Genomic DNA, 18258 nt, shown 5'->3' with positions numbered 1-18258 from the left:
GGTTTACTGTGATGCCCTTCTGTTATTTTCTGCTAAAAAACGCTCCATATCGTCCTCAGACAGGGGTCTGGAATAATAATAGCCCTGGATCTGATCAATCCCCGCATGGATCGCAGACTTTACCTGCTCTTCTGTCTCTACCCCCTCTGCCACAACCTTCATATTCAGGGCCTTAAATGTATTTACAATATGTTTGATTGCAGCAGCTGACGTTATATTGCCGGTAGATGCCCACATGATGCTCTTGTCAATCTTGATCGTACCAAAGGGAATACTGATAACCGTGGCAAAGTTTGAATAGCCGGTTCCAAAATCATCCAATCCCATCTTAATCCCGTACTTATCCATTTCAGAGGCAAATTCTGTAACAATCTGCGGGCTGTCGGCAAGCGTGCTCTCTGTGAATTCTATCTTTATGGCTGAGGCAGGGGTTTTATTCCGTTTTATGATCCCCAGAACCCTTTCCTGAAGATCCGGCTGTGAAAACTGTACGCCGGAAAAATTCACATGAATAGAACCCACCGGAATCTCTTTATCCAGAAGACGGTTAATAAACTTACATACTTTATCCAAGATCACATAGGTAATATCTATGATAAGTCCTGTCTCCTCAGCGATGGGGATAAACTCTGAGGGGTATATAGGCCCTATAGGCGATTCATTAATACGCATAAGGGATTCTGCAAATTTGAAATCCCCTTCTTTCACAGAATAAATAGGCTGATAGTACATCTCAAAGCTCTGGTCTGCCAGCTTATCCTTCAGTATCCGGACAATTTCTCCCCTTCTTCTCAGCTCCCCCAGCATTGCTTTATCGCAATGACAGACCGTACCATACTTCCCGGATTTAGCCTGGGAGACGGCATATTCTATAGCGTTAATTACATTCTCCAGCGTGGAGTCCACATCAGATCGACGAATGATCCCTATGACCACCTCCGGATCAAGCCGGTAGTCATCCAGCTGCCAGGGCTTAGTCATACGTTCCTCTACAGCTTTTACACAGCGAATAACCATTTCATCACTTTCATGAGTAAACAGAATTGCGAACTCATCTCCGCTGAACCGATATACCCTGCCGGCCGGACCAAATCTGCAGAGAAATCTCCCAAATTCCTGAAGGAACCTATCCCCCCGCTGCTGCCCGCAGGTATTATTAATATGCCGGAATTCCCTGAGAGATACGACGATCAGCGTGAACGGTTCCCCTGCAGATCTCTTTAATATCAGTTCAAGCATGTCCAGAAGCTCCCGCCGGTTTGGCAAATTTGTCAGATAATCCAGGGAAATCTGTTTGTTCTGAATATGCAGATAAATAATAAGCAGCGCGCAGGTTGCCGCCGACCCGGACAGTATTATATTCGGATACATCTGCTGAACTATGATTACCAAAACCGCCAGCACCGGAAAGGCGGCAAGTATTCTGCGTATCTTTCGGTCTGTTCTTCTATAATTAACAACTGTTATTATTATGCTTGCCACACAGTAAGCATAAAAAATAATATAGGTTGCCACAATATAACGGCCCCTGACATAACCGCCTTCAACCGTGATATTAAATATGTTCTTTGTGAGAGGGTTCATAAAGACAATTACCGAGTATACCGCTCCGGGTATAAGGCTCATTCCAAGAATACGATTCAGGACCCGTCCCTCTGGGTACAGAATGGAAACGGCATAGAAAAAATATGCCATTCCCATAAGCGGTGTCATAATAAAGTAAACCGTGGTCACTGTCCAGGTAAGCCATATAGGGACCGCATCGCTGCGATAAATCATAATTGTTGACAGGATATTCGTCAGCATAGCCCCGAAGGTAACCAGTAAGCACCACTGAAAAATCCTGTTTTTTAAAGTCGGAAGTAAGCTTCCACTTCTGGAATAAACCCATATAATTACCAGAATGACCAGGGAAATAGCCTCCGGCGCAATATTCCACTCCAAATTCTCCACCTGCTGTCTTTCGAATAACGAATCCAGTCTTATCCTTTCCATACGCCTATATGGATAGTATAACATACAAATCTGGTTTTCGCGACCTTATCCCGTCGTCAAACCCCAACCCGACCGTCCCCCCTTTCCAGAATTCTGCAGGAATCATCTTGCATTCACCTGGTATTTTTGGTATAGTTTCCCTCCTGCGGCAGCCAAAAGAACTGACATTACGGTGTATGCTATGGCTGCAGACTGATAATTTGTCAACTGCTTCCCCAGAACAGAAAGGAGTCTTCCGTCCCACAACTGCCCTTTTATCAGCAGTGTTGTGGGCAGAAGATCGTAGAGCTGTGACGGAATCTTCAGCCAATACGGAATGTCGACTAGCATTGTGAATACCATGCCTCCCGCTAACACACCCATAACTGCGGCACTGTTTTTTAACCATTCAGATAGAAACATCGTTACTATGCTATAAAGTATAGATACGATGATAAATAATACAAACAGAGTCATAACTGCTTTGCCAACACTCACAGGCCGTGAAGATAACGGCAGCACTACTTGAAGAGCTGCATGAAATCCATCGGATCCATAGATGAGAATGCTTGTAATAGCACTCACTGAAAAAAGCAGGACTGCAAAAATCATGCCAAAAGTTATGCCTGCAAGAATCTTAGCATAATATAGGTTCTTTCTGCCACACCGGGTGCACAGAATAAGCTGATCTGTCCTGCGTATATGTTCCATAGAAAAAACATTTGAGAGGCAAACTGCAATTAACAGTAACAGCATAAAATTCAGCGCATAAATATTGTCAAACACATCTGCCCATCCATCTGCATATGCAAAGATAAATGGAGTTTCTATCTCTTTTTCCTTTCCAAGCCAATATGTGATTTCCTCCTCTGTCAGCATTTGCTCCCTCCAAATCCGGGTAAGGTTATTCCTTCGGGCGCTGTACAAAGCAGCCTCGTCTGCAGTCAATGCTTCTTTGCTGTCACCTGTTGTTTTCTGCACATAAGAATAGACAGCGACATATTTGTCTGCACTCCCTTCTGCTTCCTGCATTTCCGAAAGCAGGATATTGTCTATCGCTCTTCCGGACAAGTCTCTCGCATATTCTCTGTTCATTTTCATCATCTCATATCCGCTGATTTCTTCCCCATCATCGGTAATATAGGAAACTCTCAGCAGATTACTCAAACTAATGCCCGCGCAAAGAACTAATGTAACTGCACATGCAATCCATACCATCCTCCGATGCAGGATCTTTTTAAGTTCAAAAAAATATAAAGCACCTGTCTTATTCATCTTCCACTTCCTCAAACTGTTGTAAATAGAATTCCTCTAAGTCTTTCCGGCTTCCGTCCCAGCTGCCCTGAAAAATCAGCTGTCCGTCATTCATGATCAGTACGGTATCTGCTATATGTTCAATATCTGAGACAATATGCGTAGAGAGCAGAACAATACTCTCTTTGCCCAGTTCACGAATCAAGTTCCGAAACCGGACCCGCTCTTTTGGGTCAAGTCCCGCAGTAGGTTCATCCAGTATAAGAATCCGGGGTACATTTATCAATGCCTGGGCTATTCCCAGCCGCTGCTTCATACCGCCGGAATATGTTTTGATTTTTTTGCCTGCAGCCTCCTGCAAAGATACTACTTTTACTAATTCCTGAGCCCTGCGCTTAGCCTGGAGTTTTGGCAAACCTTTCAGAGCGGCCAGATAGAGCAAAAAGTCCATTCCCGTAAAGTCAGGATAGTAGCCAAAATCCTGTGGCAGATATCCCAGATTCGAACGGTATTCCTCGGTCGACACATCAACTCCATGAAAAGTTATGGTTCCGCTGGTGGGTTTTAAAACTCCGCAGATCATTCGCATTAATGTTGTTTTCCCTGCCCCGTTAGCTCCCAGCAGGCCGTAGACGCCTTTGTAAAGCTTTAACGAAATACGGTCAACTGCAATTTTATTCTGATATTGTTTTGATACTCTGTCTATGATAAGCTCCATGTCAGTTCCTCCGTCTGTTGAATCATCTTTGTTATCCCCTTTATTGTGAGTGCGGCTAACAGCAGGAAAGCTGCTATCCACCAATGAAAGCATCTCACATGGAAGAGTTCCGGCAGCATGGTTTGAATGAACAGATTCGTTCCGCTGACAGCACCGGCCGCCCCCATGCAGCTGTAGACAGCTTCTCTTCCCTGAAATTTCCTTACTATCCAAAGCCCGGATACCGTTGTCAGTAAATAAGGCACTAGAAGATATACGCCTGCCTGTAAAATAGTGGCTGTGTTATTCCTATTTCCAAGTGGGATCAGCAAACACAGCAGGACAAGATGAACCATCTCCAAAATCCCCATGCGGGCAAGCACAACGCTCCTCAGGGAAAACCTGGACGCCATCTCCAGCTCAGCCATATCATAAATCTTTGATCTGCCGCTTTCTGTTGCAATAGATAATGCCAAAAATGGAAGGAGAGACGAAATCAGCCATAGAATATCCCGATCCATAAAACATGCGCCCAGCAAAGATACGGCAAATAAACCTATGGATACCGCCCAGGTCCATTTTTGAATATATCCTGCCTGTGAGATCATAAAAGAAATAGTACTTATTGCAGGCTGGGGTATGGTTCTGAAAAACTCTTCTTTGTGCTGAGGCGCGGGAGCCTCAAAGGCATCCTGCAAAGCCTTTCTCCTATCTTGTTTCACAAAAACTCCTCCTTTTCCAGTAGCTCCTGTAATTGTTTCAGCGCCTTTGTTGTTTTTCTATATACTGCAAATCTTGACATCTTAAAAATTTTGCAGATGCTCATCACAGGTACTTCATTGACATAGCGAAGAAGCAGAAGCTCACGTTCCTCCTCCGTTAGCAGGGATAACGCTTTTTTAAGAGAAATAGCAGTGAGAAGCTTCTCCTCAAGATCAACATCTGCCCAATCATCATGCAGTTCTTCTGTTATTTTTCGCTTCCGGTATTCATCAATACATAAGTTGCGGGCAATGGTATACAGATACTGTAAGGCACGTCCCCTGTCCCGGTATCCTTCATTTTCTAAAAACCGAAGAAACGTTTCCTGGGTGACATCCTCCGCTGCTTCCCGCTGATGCAGCCTATAGTAGCAGTAGCGGTATATCTTGTCATACTGTTCTTCTAAGTCCATGGACACGGCCGGGAAACCTCCTTTCACTATGTATAACGTAGGAACCGGGCCGGATGTGCGGCAAATTGAGATGTTTTGATTATTCATTATACTTAAAATAAACGGTGCAGGGAAGTTATCCCCACACCGCTATATTTGCGAAGGTTCTTCAAAACTAACGTGACCCGACAGACTTCTTCCAAACGCGAGCATTTCAAACTCTGGGGCCGGCACGGGCTTGGAGAATACATAGCCCTGCACTAAATCGTAGCGGATTTTGCGCAAAAATTCCAGCTGTGAAACAGTCTCCACCCCCTCAGACACAGTGAGCATATTCAGCCGCCTGCCCAGTTCTACCGCCATTGCTATTACATCATGAGCCCTGTCCCCCTCACGGCCGGGCTTCCAGAACGCCTTGTCCAGCTTAAGAGAATCAACGTGGATGTCCGTGAGCATACTAAGAGAGGAATAACCGCTTCCAAAATCATCCATGGCACACAGAAATCCGGCCTCATGGATTTTGCTGATTACCTCGATCAGTCCATCGACATTCTCAAAGAACATAGACTCCGTCAGCTCGATTTCCAGAAGAGCTCCGGGGACATGATATTTCTGTGCAATCGCCTTGTACTGTTTTAGAAAATCCGGATCTCCGAGATGGGCCCGGGACATATTCACTGATATAGGAATTGGTTCCACACCGCTGTCCATCCAGCTGCGGAGCAGAGCGCAGGTCCTTTCAAATACATACAAGTCCAGCTTGACAATAAAACCATTTTTCTCAAAAAAGGGATGAAGTCCCCCGGCATCATGAAACCGCCCTCCCTGGTCTGCCAGCGAACCAACGCTTCGGCGCCTTTGACCGTATTGTGTTCCGGCTCAATTTTAGGCTGAAGGAATACCGTGAATTCCCCCTCACGCAGTGCGTCCTCCATCCGGTTCTCTATATCCTTTTCTTTTATCATCTGCTGGCGTTCCATATCACTATAAAACACAAAGGAGAAGAGTTCTCCGTAAGATCGCTTTGCGTTTTTTCTGGCGATATTAGCTCTGTCGCGGATCTGCACCAACGAAAGATTCAGGTCATCCACAAGTACTATGCCACCGTCTCCTGCTCCATATATTCCACAGCGATCATTGCTGTACCTTTGCTAATAAGGGCAAGGAGGTGTACCGCACTCAAAAATGTCATGGCTTCCGAAGTGGATGTACTGCCTTTGATTACAAATTGGCGGGTATGCGCATTCTCTCGGGTAACCAGATAACCGCCCCGAAGATTCATTTTCCTCACAAGTCCAATCTTCTCCATTGACTCCATCACCTTGCCTACTGTATAGGCAGAAATATTATATTCTTTGCATAGCTGGGAGCAGGTTGGCAAGTAGGTGCCCTCCCCATAAACGCCCATACTTATCTTTTGGATAATGCTTCTTGTTACCTGCGTATGGGTTTTCAGCCTCCCCTTTTCCGCATTCCAGAAATAAGCCTCCTGCTGAGGCTTTTCTAATAAAAACGCAGATGCTATTTCGTCAAAATATTGGTCGGATAGCTTCGCTGATTTGTGATACATATTGCTGATAAATGCATAGATACCATCGTAATCTTGAGATGAGATGCAGTCAAAAAAACAGTGAAAAGCCTGTTCCCCATTAGCTGATAACTCTTTGTAAGGATTCTCAAAACCTGGGATAAGCATAATCTGCGCACTCAAGTCGAAATCAGCACATAAATCCTGCAGCAGGTCGTTGTGAAATACGGATTTAATCCTCTGGAGAGGTACTACCGATTTGCGCCACTGCTCTTTGGTATTCAGCTCATTCATCCCCTCAATATCATCCCTGCAGGCCCGAAGCACTTGGGGGTCACAGTGTCTGCTGGCTTCCGCGTAGATTGGCGGCATGATATACGCAAGAATCTTTAGGATGGCACATACCTTGTCTCTCCTCGTCAACATCATCTCAGCCTGCTGTTCGTCATCGGCTGTCATTCGATAAGCTGCCTTTATGTGAGAACGCTGAACAGCCTCTACATATCCTTCTTTCACCAGTGCGTCCATAACATCACGGACGGTTCTGATGCCTACATGGTATATGTCGCACAGTGCGCGCAGAGGCGGCAGCTTCTCGCCATAGGCTATCCTTCCGCTTACAATTTGCTGTACCAACGTATCGTGAAGAAAATTGAACAGGGTGGGTTTTGGTTCCATGAATTACCTCCATATAAGACGCCCAGACAGGAGCGCAGTTCCGAGCTTTCAGCGGCAGTCGGCCATCTGTTTATACCTCGTTTTACTCTATCTGTTAGTATACCATGGCCCCACGCTTTGGGTCTAGTATGATATCCCACTGTTCCTTCACAAGAACAACCAGCAATGCAATCAACCTTTTGCAAAGTGGAGTTTTTGACTCTGGAGATAATTCATGGGGTATGCTATTATAGAAATAGCAAAGAGAGGTGATGTTTTGAAACAAATATCCCCTTTGGAAAGGGCAATCGAATATATAGAAAACCATCTGAATGAAAATATCGGTTTAAGCGATGTGTCAAGAGAGACGGGCTACTCTTACTACCATATGACCCGGCTGTTTTCTTCCGTATTGGGGGAATCTGTCGGCCGCTACATCAATCGGCGCAGACTGTATAACGCCGCGGAAAAACTCATTCACTCTGACCAGCGGGTCATTGATATCGCCCTTGATTGTGGTTTCGAATCCTCAGAGGCTTTCAGCCGGGCATTCAAGTTAGCCTTTGGCAGCAGCCCGACGGCTTACCGAAAAGCGGGACTTGACCTGGTGGTGAACGCGAAGAGGAAATTAGCTCCTGTGGATGTGGGCCATATTGCGAACAACATATCACGCTCGCCTGAATTGGTGATGCTGAAAGAAACCAGGGTGGCTGGCCTCCGGGGAACGACCTCTCTTTTTGATAACCGGCTTCCGGGATTGTGGGAGGAGTTCATGCGTCTCCATAAAGACCTGTTTGTGACCGCCGGCGCAGGGTACGGCATTTGTGAAACACAACAGACCGTCTATACAAAAGACGGTGACGTAATGTTTGCAGCCATGGTGGGAAGCCCAGTGAATACTTTTGATGATCTGCCGCTATTCTTACCATTGGATACAAAGATCCTGCGTGCAGGAAAGTTTGCGGTTTTCACCCACCGGGGCACCTTTACGAACCTGTTCAAAACGTATCAGTACATCTTTGGAACATGGCTGCCGGCAGCAAAAGAAGAACTAGACGACCGTGAAGACTTTGAGGTTTATGAGCGAGAGGTGTCTACATTCGACGCCCCCGACAATGAGGTAAAAATTTATATTCCGATAAAATGATTACAAAATGGCCTGGAGGAGTATAGAATGACTCTTGCAGCTATAAAAAGAATATATTATCTGTTACTGTCAGGCCATGCAATCTCTCAACCATATCGCCGCCCAAAACGTATTTCGGCTTGAACATCTGGATGGTGCGGAACTCCCCCGCCCAACGCTGCTGCCGCTTACTATAATTACCTATTAAACTTGTATGAATATACGGGAAGTAGTGCAAAATACACTCTTTTTAAGGTCGATTCCACAAACAGTCTTCTGGTCTATTATATCTTAATATAATAGTTTCGGTTATCTTTCTACAGAGTTCTATTCAGATTCTATATGATCAGCATTGCATCTCCAAATGAAAAAAACCTGTATTTTTCCTTCACCGCTTCCTCATAAGCTGCCATAATATGTTCTTTCCCTGCCAGAGCAGAAACCAACATAAGGAGTGTGGATTCCGGAAGATGAAAATTTGTAATCAAACCGTCAATCACCTTAAACTGATATCCCGGATAAATAAAGATATCTGTCCATCCGCTCTGCGCTCTCAGTATTCCGTCCTCCCCTGCCGCTGATTCCAGGGTACGGCAGCTGGTCGTTCCCACAGATATTACTTTATTTCCCCGTTTTTTCGCATTGTTGATGAGCTTTGCCTGCTCCTCCTCCACTACATAAAATTCAGAATGCATGTGGTGCTGGGTCACATCCTCCACCTTCACCGGACGGAAGGTCCCCAGCCCAACATGAAGAGTTACATGAGCAATATGCACTCCCTTTTTTTCAATCTCCTCCAGCAGTGATTCCGTAAAATGCAGCCCTGCCGTAGGTGCGGCTGCAGATCCCTCATGTTTGGCATACACGGTCTGGTAACGCTCTTTGTCCTTAAGCTTATGCGTAATATAAGGGGGCAGAGGCATCTCACCCAGGCGATCCAGGATCTCCTCAAAGATTCCGTCGTATGTGAAGCGAATCAGGCGGTTTCCCTCCTCCACAATGTCAATTACTTCACCCATCAATATTCCGTCTCCAAACGAAATCCTGGTGCCTATTTTTGCTTTCTTTCCGGGCTTTACCAGGGTCTCCCACACATCGTCCGGCTTTCTCTTGAGCAGAAGAATCTCAATTCCTGCCTCCGTTCCCTCTTTTGTTCCGTATAGTCTGGCCGGAATCACCCTTGTGTCATTGATTACGAGGCAGTCCCCCGGATTCAGGTACTGAACCACGTCTTTAAAGGTTCTATGTTCAATCTCTCCTGTGACAGGATCCAGATGCAGCAGTCTGGAGGCCGAACGGTCCTCCAGGGGATCCTGGGCGATTAGCTCCTGCGGTAAATCATAATAAAAATCTGATGTCTTCATACCAACTTCCTTTCTCTATGCAAAGCATATTCAGTATAACACCATTAAAAGGCGGATTCAATATTTCTTTGAATCCGCCTTATGGGAGCACAGTCAGATGCGGAAGGTTTCACTCCTCAAGCTGCATTCTCACGATAGAAATCAAACTAAGAACCGCAGTAATCGTCTGTGTAATCCCAGAAGAAAAGTCGTGGATGATCAGAGAATACACAGCCCATATCACAACATTCACAAAGAAACTTATCTTAATTGCTTTTAATCTCTGTGCGTAATAATTGCTAAATGTAATCTGAACGGTTGCTATGACAGGCAGTAATCCTAAAAGCCCTCTGTTGTTAACCGCAATGCCGCAAATTATGACAAGAGCAGTACAAACAACCATCATTCTTTTATCAAATTTGCCCTTTATTACCAAGATATTTCTTATAATGGAAAGAAACAAAGTGGACACTCCCGCCCATGCCCCGAAAAAGAATGAGGAGATGAAAAGAGTTGCGCTCTCCATCAGCTGAAAAAAATACGCCTTTTTTCTGGTATTTACACAGCAGCTTACTGCGAGAAAAACCGCGCCCACAAAAGATATGACATTGCCTATAACAATCCGTTCCATACTTCCTCCTATCTTAGGTCTTACGCAAGATAAGTATTCTTATACTCTTCCCGTATATCTTCCGGCACCAGACTCCCGCCTGTAGCCCAGGCTATATGGGAAGCCTGATCCATTTTCTCTGTAAGTTGATGCGCCGTCAGGTATTCCTTTGTCTCAGGATACTGCAGCACTCTGGCCGGTCCCTGGAAGGCAGCGCAGGCACTGGGTTCCAGAAAAATATCTTCAGAGTCCAGGAGGAGACGCATATAGTCATACAGCAGACTGTCCTTCACAGTAAAAATTCCCGAAAGGAGGGGTTTCATCACTCCTCCCACAAATCCCGAAGGACGCCCCACAGCCAGACCGTCTGCGTGTGTAAGACCGGTCAGACCCAAATCCTGTACCGAGATCCCGCTGTTCAGACCAGAGGCCATGCCTGCCAGCATGCAGGGGGCCTGTGTTGGCTCTACAAAAAAACAGTGCACAAAATCCCCGAACATATGCTTCAGTCCAAAGGATACCCCTCCCGGTGCGCCTCCCACTCCGCAGGGAATATACACAAACAGGGGATGTTCTTTGTCCACACTTACCTTCTGCTCCTCAAGCTGCCCCACCAGACGTTTTGCCGCTACTGCATATCCCAAAAACAGATTCCTGGAATTCTCATCGTCCACAAAGTAACTCTTGGGATTAGCATCGGAAAGCTTTCTGCCGTTTTTCACTGCCTCACTATAATCCGACGCATATTCCATCACCGTGACTCCCCTGGATCTCAGCAGGTCCTTTTTCCACTGTTTTGCGTCCGCAGACATATGTACGATTACTTCATAACCGATTGCGGCACTCATGATCCCTATACTCATACCCAGATTCCCTGTGGAACCAACCTGTATGGTATATCCTCTGAAAAATGCTTTATTTTCTTCCGAAGCCAGGATCTCATAAGAGTCTCCTTCTTTTAAAATGCCATGCTCTGCCGCCAAATCTTCTGTATGCTTCAGCACTTCATATATACCGCCTCTGGCCTTCACTGAACCTGCAATAGCCAGATGGCTGTCCTGTTTTAAAAAGAGCCTTCCCGGCAGATGACTGTGATACGCTTCGTTCAGCGCCTTCTGCATTTCGGGTATTGGAGTTAACACAGATTCAATCAGGCCGTTTCTGGGCTTTGTCTCAGGAAAACACTTCATGATAAAAGGTGCAAAACGCTCCAGTCTTCTCTCAGCATCCTCAATATCGTCCATTGTAAGTTCTAATTCAGGTTTTGCAGTGGCAAATTCCGTAAGATCCGGATTGATCCATACGAGTTCCTCTTCCCTTGCAGCACGCCTCAGAACCGGTACGGCTTCTGCTGCTTCCTTTATCTTTTCATTGTTAAGCATCACTTGTCTCCTCCTTATTCATGCTTTTATGTTTCTGTACATACGCTGCCGGCGTCATCCCTGCATATTGTTTAAAATACTTATAAAAATTATTGAGATTGGGATACCCGCATCGCTCTGCGGCCTCCTGAATGTTCAGACTTTCCTCCTCCAACAGAAGCTTTGCCTTTTCTATCCTGACCTTGTGAATATAGGAAAGTATGGTGTACCCCATATATCTTTTAAACAGCCTTGCTATATGGCTTTCTCCGCAGAAGGTTTCCCGTGAGAGGTCTTCCAGCTCTATCTTTTCGTTGTAATGCTGGTGGATATATGCCAGTATTTGATTCACCGTAGAATTGTCCGTAAAATTCCAGCCAATCGCCCTTGTGACAGCTGCCCGAAGCTGCTCCAGCTCTATAGGCTTGGCAATGATATCAGACACATCCATGCGCAGAGCCCTCTGGGCATACTCAAAAGATCCGTAAGCTGTGATAATAATCACTTTGCTGTTTGATACCCTCTGAAGCACTTCAAATCCATCCATATAAGGCATCTGAATGTCCATAAAAATCAAATCCGGCTTTTCCCTCTGTATCAGCTCCAGCGCCTGTCTCCCGTCCTCTGCAGTACCTACCAGCCGAATAGGGAGATGTTCCTGCTGGATAAAATAAGAGATAATCGTTAATGCCGCCTTTTCGTCGTCACAGATAACAGCACGTATCATACTTCGTCCTCCTCTGATACAGGCTGGAACGGAATATCCAGATAAAACTCTGCCCCGTTTTCCCAGGACCTCATTTCCATCCGGAAATCCTCCCCATATATGACAGACAGTTTCTGGTAAACCATGGAAAGTCCATGGGAGGTGTTGCTTTTCATTCCGAGATTCACAGACTGGCATATCCTTTTATCCGGAATCTTCCCGCTGTTCATAATTTTTATGATTACCCGCTCTTTACTGCAGTAAGCCTGCAGATACAGACTCTTATTGGAAGTAGATTTGAACCCGTGGGTAAATGCATTTTCTACAATAGGCTGAAGGAAGTTAAAAGGTACCCTGCACGTCTCAACCTTTGTCTCAATGTCATACACAACAGAGAGGGTATCTTCGTATCTCAGTTTCTGCAGTTTTAGATAAGAATTTAAATACTCGAATTCCTGCCTCCAGCTCACAACAGTATCCTCTGTTCTGAGCGTATAGTGGAACAATTTGGACAGGTCAATGATGGACTGATAAAGCTTTGGCAGCCCTCCGTCAAGAGCCATGGATGCCATGCTGTTTAATGTATTAAACAAAAAGTGATTGCTTATCTTCAGGTTCGTCATAGCATATTCAGCCTCCCTGAGACTTTTAGCCAGCAGCTGTTGGGATGCCAGCCCGTCATAAATCTGAAGTTCCTGCTCTGCCAGCCGTTTTCTGAACTGATCGAATTCACAGAAATTGCGGATCGCTTTTGTAATTCTTCTGAGAAGATTTTTTATTCCCTGTACCGTGCTTTCCGGCGTATCATACACACCGTAAGCCTGATGGTCGGGTGTCTGTGATCGGCGCACGAATCCTCCCTTAATATATCCCAGATAATATCCCTTATAGGAGACAGGCATTGCGTATACTTCCATGTCATGGGTACAGTGATACGTCTGTTCCATACGCAGCCGCTCTTTGCTGTTGGGAACCAAACAGGGAGCCGCCCCGTAGTACAGTGAGGGGTTACAGCACTCCTGGCAGTACGTAGGAAAATATTTGCTCTTAAGCACAAGCGTATTGTCCCTGTCGAAAATAGCATAGGCATAGTACATGTTTTCCAGAAACTGTGTCCGAATCGCCTCCACAGCCGTATAGAACATTTCTTTTGCCTCTACCGGCATCAGCAGTTTTTCCTCTTTCCCCCATGGATTCATAATAATCTCCTCATCCAGGCTTTCCGGATTTGATACAAGAAGATGCCGAATGGGTTCATCTCCGGTATTCATAATTTCATGAATCACCCCTGCCGGCCAGTGGAAGGTGTCTCCCGGCTTCAGGAGGCATTCCTGTCCGTCAATCTTATTCAGCCCAACCCCCTGAAGAAAATGAACTACCTGCTCTTCATAATGTACATGTGCCGGCTGGTGGGTTCCTGGCTCCACAGTTACGATCCCCACATTCATCTTAAACCGGGAGGATCCTTCCTGGTTCATCTGCAGCCATTGAACATCTCCCCAATCTGTCTTTTGTGTACCCATACTTTCCTCCTGTATACACGATACGTATGATATCTTTTTTATTCTTATACTTACCTTATACGATTCAGGGAAATCTGTCAAACATACTCCGGGAAATAGGATCATTTTTGACAATTCTATTATCCTATATATCAAGAAAAAATAATATGACCAAATTTGATTTTTCTTTTTCCAATTTTGTCTTTTTTCCTGCATAAGACATGAAAACAGAAGCAGCCGGTCTTCTGCCCGGCTGCTTCTGTATCCTTAACAATAAACCGCATCTTCCACAATTAATTTTGCCACACCCTTATGTGCCTCCACAATATTAACCCCACAGTTAGGAGGTACTTTTCCGTGCCAGAAATCATCCCCCGGGGGATAGACATTCTGAAGCAGAGCGCGCACTGCACAGCCGTGGGATGCAATCAGAATCGTTTTATCCTCATAATCGGATCTGTGAATCATTTCCTGAAAAAAATCACGGGTCCGCTTTACTACATCTGAGATCCGCTCTCCCCTTTCAGGGGGTTGATATCTTTCTGTGTGGTGAAAAAAGTTATCCAGCATCTCCCCTGGAATTTCCATTGCGTCGGGGCGGCAGCACCGGCCCTCCCAAACCCCAAAGGTAATTTCCTGTATCCTCTCATCCTCAATCATAGGAATATTCCGTCCTCTGAGAATCAGGCCGGCGGTTTCCTTTGCCCTTTGAAGCGGACTGGTGTAGCAGATGTCAAAAGGAACCTCCCGCAAAGCTTCCCCGGTTTTCTCTGCGGCAAGAATCCCCTTTTCGTTCAAGGGGATATCCGAGGTTCCCTGCAGCTTAAACTTTACATTCCATGGAGTTTCCCCATGGCGCACAATATATAATTTCATGGGATTCACCTACTTACGCAGTTCAATGCCGAGAGCTTCCAATCCGTTCAAAATCTTTTTCATTGCCGAGGTAACATCCGCCTCTTCCAATGTCTTGTCTTTTGCCCGGAATGTTACGGAATAGGCAATTGACTTAAAGCCTTCTTTAATCTGGCTTCCCTCATAGATATCAAACAGGTGGTAACTTTCCAGATGCTTTCCGCCTCTCTGAATTATCACATGTTCAATCTCTCCCGCAGTGATAGCCTTTGGTACGACCATACTGATGTCACGGCTGACAGCGGGATATTTGGCAATTCCTGTATATTTCCGGTCAAAGGTAGCCATTGGAAGAATATCCAGAATATCCAGCACAGCTACATAAGCTCTCTCTCCAATACCGTAAGCTGCTGCCACGGCAGGGTGCACCTCTCCCAGAAAGCCTACTTTTACTCCATCATAGTAGATATCTGCCTGGCGGCCCGGATGCAGATATGGCTTTTTGTCCTCAGGAGAATATTCTTCCTTCTTATGCATACCTATCTTATCAAAGAACTCCTCTGCCATACCTTTCATGGTAAAGAAGTCGCCCTCGCCATACATACCCAGAGTAAACATCATCCGTTCTTCCGGAAGTTCCGTAAGAGGCAGCTGTTTCGGCAGATAAATATTTCCTAACTCATACAGTTTTACATTCTTATTTCTGCGTTTATAGTTTGTCCCCAGGGAAGTCAGCATACCGTTTAATGAGATTGTACGCATAATACTGAAATCCTCCCCCAGTGGGTTCATTATTGTAACGGCCTGGCGAAGAGGGCTGTCCTCAGGTATTCTCAGCTTGTCAAATACCTTAGGGCTTTCAAAGGAATAACACATCCCCTGAGAAAATCCGTTGCATTCGGCCATATCCCTGGCCACTTCCTCTATGCGCAGCTTAAAGGGAAGTTTTCCTGTGGTTGCCTCTCCCTTTGGCAGCGTAGTAGGTATATTGTCATATCCGTAAAATCTTGCCACTTCCTCCGCCAAATCCGCGGTACGGAATATATCATGCCGGAAGGTAGGCGCCACGATCTCGTTGGCATCTGTATCATATGCCAGCCCGACCCGTTCCAGATAGCCCAGCATCTCTTCCGGGGTCAAATCAGTTCCCAGCAGATCATTGATTTTTTCAGGTGCGAATGGCACACGAACCGGCTCTTTTGGGGTGGTATAGACATCTACCATTCCTCCAACCACTTCCCCAGCACCAAGTTCCTCCATAAGCTGGCAGGCACGGTCAATGGCAGCCTGGGCATTATTGGGATCCAGGCCTTTTTCAAACTTTCCGGATGCATCGGTTCTAAGCCCCACTTTTTTGCTGGACAGTCGGATATTTGTACCGTCAAAGCAAGCTGCTTCAAAGAGAACGGTCTGCACATTGTCTGTAATCATAGAATTCTCTCCGCCCATAATCCCTGCGATGCCCACAGGCTTTTTGCCGTCGCAGATCATAAGAACAGAATCATCCATAACCCGCGCCTGACCGTCCAGGGTAATAAACTTTTCACCCTTTTTTGCCCTGCGCACTACAATTTCTCTGCCTTCAATAGCATCCAGATCATAGGCATGCATTGGCTGTCCGAATTCTTCCATAACATAGTTGGTAATGTCTACAAGGTTATTAATGGGGCGGATCCCATTGGCAGCCAGACAGCGCTGCATCCACTTGGGAGAAGGACCTATTTTTACATTTTTTACTACTCTTGCACAGTAGCGCGGACAAAGGTCTGTGTCCTCTACGGTAACTTTTATATAATCACCGGCGTTTTCGCTGTTTCCGGTTTGTAATACATTAGGGGGAACAAATTTCTTTCCAAAGGTAGCGGCGGCTTCCCTTGCGATTCCGATGACGCTGTAGCAGTCCACGCGGTTTGAGGTAATCTCGTACTCAAATATTACGTCATCCAGCCCCAGAGCCTTCACAGCATTCTCTCCTACTTCTGTATCCTGTGGGAATATATAGATGCCGTATTCCGGCGCTTCCGGGTAAAATTCTCTGGTTGTTCCCAGTTCTTCAATTGAGCACATCATACCAGAGGATTCCACTCCCCTTAGCTTGCCCTTTTTGATTTTCACCCCTCCGGGAGTTTTTTTGCCGTCATGTCCCCCGGCAACCCTGCCGCCGTCCAGAACCACAGGGACTTTGTCCCCTTCTTTTACATTGGGGGCGCCGGTCACAATCTGCACTATCTCTGTGCCTACATTTACCTGGCACACAATGAGCTTATCTGCATCCGGGTGTCTCTCGATTTTTTCAATCTGGCCTACCACAATCTTTTCCAGGTCCGCATCCAGTATTTCATAGCCTTCCACCTTTGTTCCGGACAATGTCATAGCGTCCGTGTATTCCTGTGCCGTCACATCCAGATCCGGCACGTACATTTTAATCCAAGACAATGATGTATTCATTCTTTCTCTCCTCCTTAGAACTGTTTTAAGAACCGTGTATCGTTTTCATATAAAAGACGCATATCATCGATTTCATACTTCAGAAGGGCGATGCGCTCCAGTCCCATACCAAAAGCAAATCCTGAATACTCCTCCGGATCAATGCCGCACATCTCGAGCACATGAGGGTGCACCATACCGCATCCAAGAATCTCAATCCAGCCGGATCCTTTGCAGAAACGGCAGCCGCTTCCGCCGCACTTAAAACAGGTGACATCCACTTCGGCGCTTGGCTCCGTAAATGGGAAATGATGAGGGCGGAATTTTGTCTTTGTATCCGGGCCGAAGAGTTCTTTTGCAAATTCTTCCAAAGTTCCTTTTAAATCTGCAAATGTAATATGCTTATCCACCACAAGTCCCTCTATCTGATGGAAGGAAGGAGAATGGGTGGCATCCACTTCGTCAGAACGGAATACCCGTCCCGGTGCAATCATTCGGATGGGAAGCTTTCCCTGTTCCATAACCCTGGCCTGTACGGGAGATGTCTGGGTGCGGAGCACGATGTCCTTATTGATATAGAAGGTATCCTGCTCATCCTTTGCCGGGTGGTTGGCCGGAATATTAAGTTTTTCGAAATTATAAAGGTCATATTCTACTTCCGGCCCTTCCACCACCTCATAGCCCATACCGATAAAGATTCTCTCTACTTCCTCCAGAGCAATGGTATTGGGATGGCGGTGGCCAATCTCTGTCTTTTTGGCGGGCAGTGTCACATCAATGACTTCTTCCTTGAGCTTCTGCTCCATAAGTCTGGCTTCCAGCTTTTCCTTCGTCTGGTCTAAAAGGCTTTCGATAGCTTCCCTGGTTTCATTTACCAGCTGCCCCACCAGAGGTCGCTCCTCTTTTGCCACGTCCTTCATTCCTTTTAATACAGAAGTAAGTTCGCCTTTTTTTCCCAGAAACGCTACCCTGGCCTCATTTAATTTATCCAGGGAGTCTGATTCCTGAATACGTCTTACAGCTTCTGCCTGAATCTGTTGTAATTTTTCTTTCATGTTCTTCTCC

Annotated in this window: 14 protein-coding genes and 2 pseudogenes; 1 reads left to right on the top strand and 15 read right to left on the bottom strand. The window is 45.9% G+C overall.

Annotated elements, in window-relative coordinates; all coding sequences use genetic code 11:
* Nucleotides 1-3 precede the first annotated feature (3 nt).
* The 7 genes and pseudogenes from ACGHCT_RS12650 to ACGHCT_RS12620 all read right to left on the bottom strand — a co-directional run bounded on the left by ACGHCT_RS12650 (nt 4) and on the right by ACGHCT_RS12620 (nt 7284).
* The gene (locus ACGHCT_RS12650) at nt 4-1995 is read right to left on the bottom strand and encodes an EAL domain-containing protein (protein ID WP_173015687.1); all 1992 of its coding nucleotides are present in this window, start codon (nt 1993-1995) and stop codon (nt 4-6) included.
* A 102-nt stretch (nt 1996-2097) separates the two neighbouring features.
* Nucleotides 2098-3249: an ABC transporter permease subunit gene (locus tag ACGHCT_RS12645; RefSeq protein ID WP_154262570.1), complete on the bottom strand. Its 1152-nt coding sequence runs from the start codon at nt 3247-3249 to the stop codon at nt 2098-2100.
* Nucleotides 3250-3304: 55 nt separating this feature from the next.
* Nucleotides 3305-3946: pseudogene (locus ACGHCT_RS12640) on the bottom strand (ABC transporter ATP-binding protein); the annotation flags it as partial.
* Nucleotides 3931-4647, bottom strand: a complete 717-nt coding sequence (locus ACGHCT_RS12635; protein ID WP_154262577.1) for a hypothetical protein — start codon at nt 4645-4647, stop codon at nt 3931-3933. The gene ACGHCT_RS12635 and the pseudogene ACGHCT_RS12640, both read right to left, overlap by 16 nt.
* Nucleotides 4644-5099 carry an RNA polymerase sigma factor gene (locus ACGHCT_RS12630; protein ID WP_154262650.1) on the bottom strand — a complete coding sequence of 152 codons (456 nt, stop codon included), beginning with the start codon at nt 5097-5099 and terminating at the stop codon, nt 4644-4646. The genes ACGHCT_RS12635 and ACGHCT_RS12630 overlap by 4 nt, the downstream gene beginning before the upstream one ends.
* A 129-nt stretch (nt 5100-5228) precedes the next feature.
* Nucleotides 5229-6013 (bottom strand): annotated as a pseudogene (locus ACGHCT_RS12625) (EAL domain-containing protein).
* A gap of 161 nt (nt 6014-6174) precedes the next feature.
* Complete coding sequence (locus ACGHCT_RS12620; RefSeq protein ID WP_154262588.1) at nt 6175-7284, bottom strand: GntR family transcriptional regulator; 1110 nt, start codon at nt 7282-7284, stop codon at nt 6175-6177.
* Between the two features lie 214 nt (nt 7285-7498).
* On the opposite strand from ACGHCT_RS12620, the gene ACGHCT_RS12615 reads away from it, so the two are divergent.
* On the top strand, nt 7499-8410 hold the full coding sequence (locus ACGHCT_RS12615) for a GyrI-like domain-containing protein (RefSeq protein WP_390436160.1): 912 nt from the start codon (nt 7499-7501) through the stop codon (nt 8408-8410).
* Nucleotides 8411-8727: 317 nt separating this feature from the next.
* Here the strand turns inward: ACGHCT_RS12615 and queA are convergent, their stop codons facing one another.
* The 8 genes from queA to pheS form a co-directional block, all read right to left on the bottom strand.
* Nucleotides 8728-9753 carry a tRNA preQ1(34) S-adenosylmethionine ribosyltransferase-isomerase QueA gene (gene queA / locus ACGHCT_RS12610; protein WP_390436159.1) on the bottom strand — a complete coding sequence of 342 codons (1026 nt, stop codon included), beginning with the start codon at nt 9751-9753 and terminating at the stop codon, nt 8728-8730.
* 109 nt (nt 9754-9862) lie between these two features.
* Nucleotides 9863-10363: a YgjV family protein gene (locus tag ACGHCT_RS12605; protein ID WP_154262594.1), complete on the bottom strand. Its 501-nt coding sequence runs from the start codon at nt 10361-10363 to the stop codon at nt 9863-9865.
* Nucleotides 10364-10383: 20 nt separating this feature from the next.
* A complete protein-coding gene (locus tag ACGHCT_RS12600) occupies nt 10384-11724 on the bottom strand; it encodes a D-serine ammonia-lyase (protein ID WP_154262598.1) in 1341 nt (446 codons plus the stop codon).
* On the bottom strand, nt 11717-12430 hold the full coding sequence (locus ACGHCT_RS12595) for a response regulator (protein ID WP_390436157.1): 714 nt from the start codon (nt 12428-12430) through the stop codon (nt 11717-11719). Before ACGHCT_RS12595 ends, ACGHCT_RS12600 begins: the two co-directional genes overlap by 8 nt.
* Complete coding sequence (locus ACGHCT_RS12590; protein WP_256281275.1) at nt 12427-13932, bottom strand: histidine kinase; 1506 nt, start codon at nt 13930-13932, stop codon at nt 12427-12429. Before ACGHCT_RS12590 ends, ACGHCT_RS12595 begins: the two co-directional genes overlap by 4 nt.
* 246 nt (nt 13933-14178) lie before the next feature.
* Nucleotides 14179-14787: a histidine phosphatase family protein gene (locus ACGHCT_RS12585; RefSeq protein ID WP_154262616.1), complete on the bottom strand. Its 609-nt coding sequence runs from the start codon at nt 14785-14787 to the stop codon at nt 14179-14181.
* 9 nt (nt 14788-14796) lie between these two features.
* Nucleotides 14797-17214 carry a phenylalanine--tRNA ligase subunit beta gene (pheT, locus tag ACGHCT_RS12580; protein WP_154262625.1) on the bottom strand — a complete coding sequence of 806 codons (2418 nt, stop codon included), beginning with the start codon at nt 17212-17214 and terminating at the stop codon, nt 14797-14799.
* Between the two features lie 14 nt (nt 17215-17228).
* Nucleotides 17229-18248, bottom strand: coding sequence for a phenylalanine--tRNA ligase subunit alpha (gene pheS / locus ACGHCT_RS12575; protein WP_154262634.1), 1020 nt, complete (start codon nt 18246-18248; stop codon nt 17229-17231).
* Between the last annotated feature and the right edge of the window lie 10 nt (nt 18249-18258).

Origin of the sequence: Lactonifactor longoviformis (assembly GCF_042848515.1) — a bacterium.
Lineage (GTDB): Bacteria > Bacillota > Clostridia > Lachnospirales > Lachnospiraceae > Lactonifactor > Lactonifactor longoviformis.
The sequence above is the reverse complement of the archived record's forward strand: the minus strand, read 5'-3'. Positions and strand labels throughout refer to the sequence as shown.

What these genes read in the sequence shown, in the direction of transcription:
- ACGHCT_RS12650 (WP_173015687.1), bottom strand. Translation starts at nt 1,995, where the DNA reads ATGGAAAGGATAAGACTGGATTCGTTATTCGAAAGACAGCAGGTGGAG.
- ACGHCT_RS12645 (WP_154262570.1), bottom strand. Translation starts at nt 3,249, where the DNA reads ATGAATAAGACAGGTGCTTTATATTTTTTTGAACTTAAAAAGATCCTG.
- ACGHCT_RS12630 (WP_154262650.1), bottom strand. Translation starts at nt 5,099, where the DNA reads ATGGACTTAGAAGAACAGTATGACAAGATATACCGCTACTGCTACTAT.
- ACGHCT_RS12620 (WP_154262588.1), bottom strand. Translation starts at nt 7,284, where the DNA reads ATGGAACCAAAACCCACCCTGTTCAATTTTCTTCACGATACGTTGGTA.
- ACGHCT_RS12615 (WP_390436160.1), top strand. Translation starts at nt 7,499, where the DNA reads ATGGGGTATGCTATTATAGAAATAGCAAAGAGAGGTGATGTTTTGAAA.
- queA (WP_390436159.1), bottom strand. Translation starts at nt 9,753, where the DNA reads ATGAAGACATCAGATTTTTATTATGATTTACCGCAGGAGCTAATCGCC.
- ACGHCT_RS12605 (WP_154262594.1), bottom strand. Translation starts at nt 10,363, where the DNA reads ATGGAACGGATTGTTATAGGCAATGTCATATCTTTTGTGGGCGCGGTT.
- ACGHCT_RS12600 (WP_154262598.1), bottom strand. Translation starts at nt 11,724, where the DNA reads ATGCTTAACAATGAAAAGATAAAGGAAGCAGCAGAAGCCGTACCGGTT.
- ACGHCT_RS12595 (WP_390436157.1), bottom strand. Translation starts at nt 12,430, where the DNA reads ATGATACGTGCTGTTATCTGTGACGACGAAAAGGCGGCATTAACGATT.
- ACGHCT_RS12590 (WP_256281275.1), bottom strand. Translation starts at nt 13,932, where the DNA reads ATGGGTACACAAAAGACAGATTGGGGAGATGTTCAATGGCTGCAGATG.
- ACGHCT_RS12585 (WP_154262616.1), bottom strand. Translation starts at nt 14,787, where the DNA reads ATGAAATTATATATTGTGCGCCATGGGGAAACTCCATGGAATGTAAAG.
- pheT (WP_154262625.1), bottom strand. Translation starts at nt 17,214, where the DNA reads ATGAATACATCATTGTCTTGGATTAAAATGTACGTGCCGGATCTGGAT.
- pheS (WP_154262634.1), bottom strand. Translation starts at nt 18,248, where the DNA reads ATGAAAGAAAAATTACAACAGATTCAGGCAGAAGCTGTAAGACGTATT.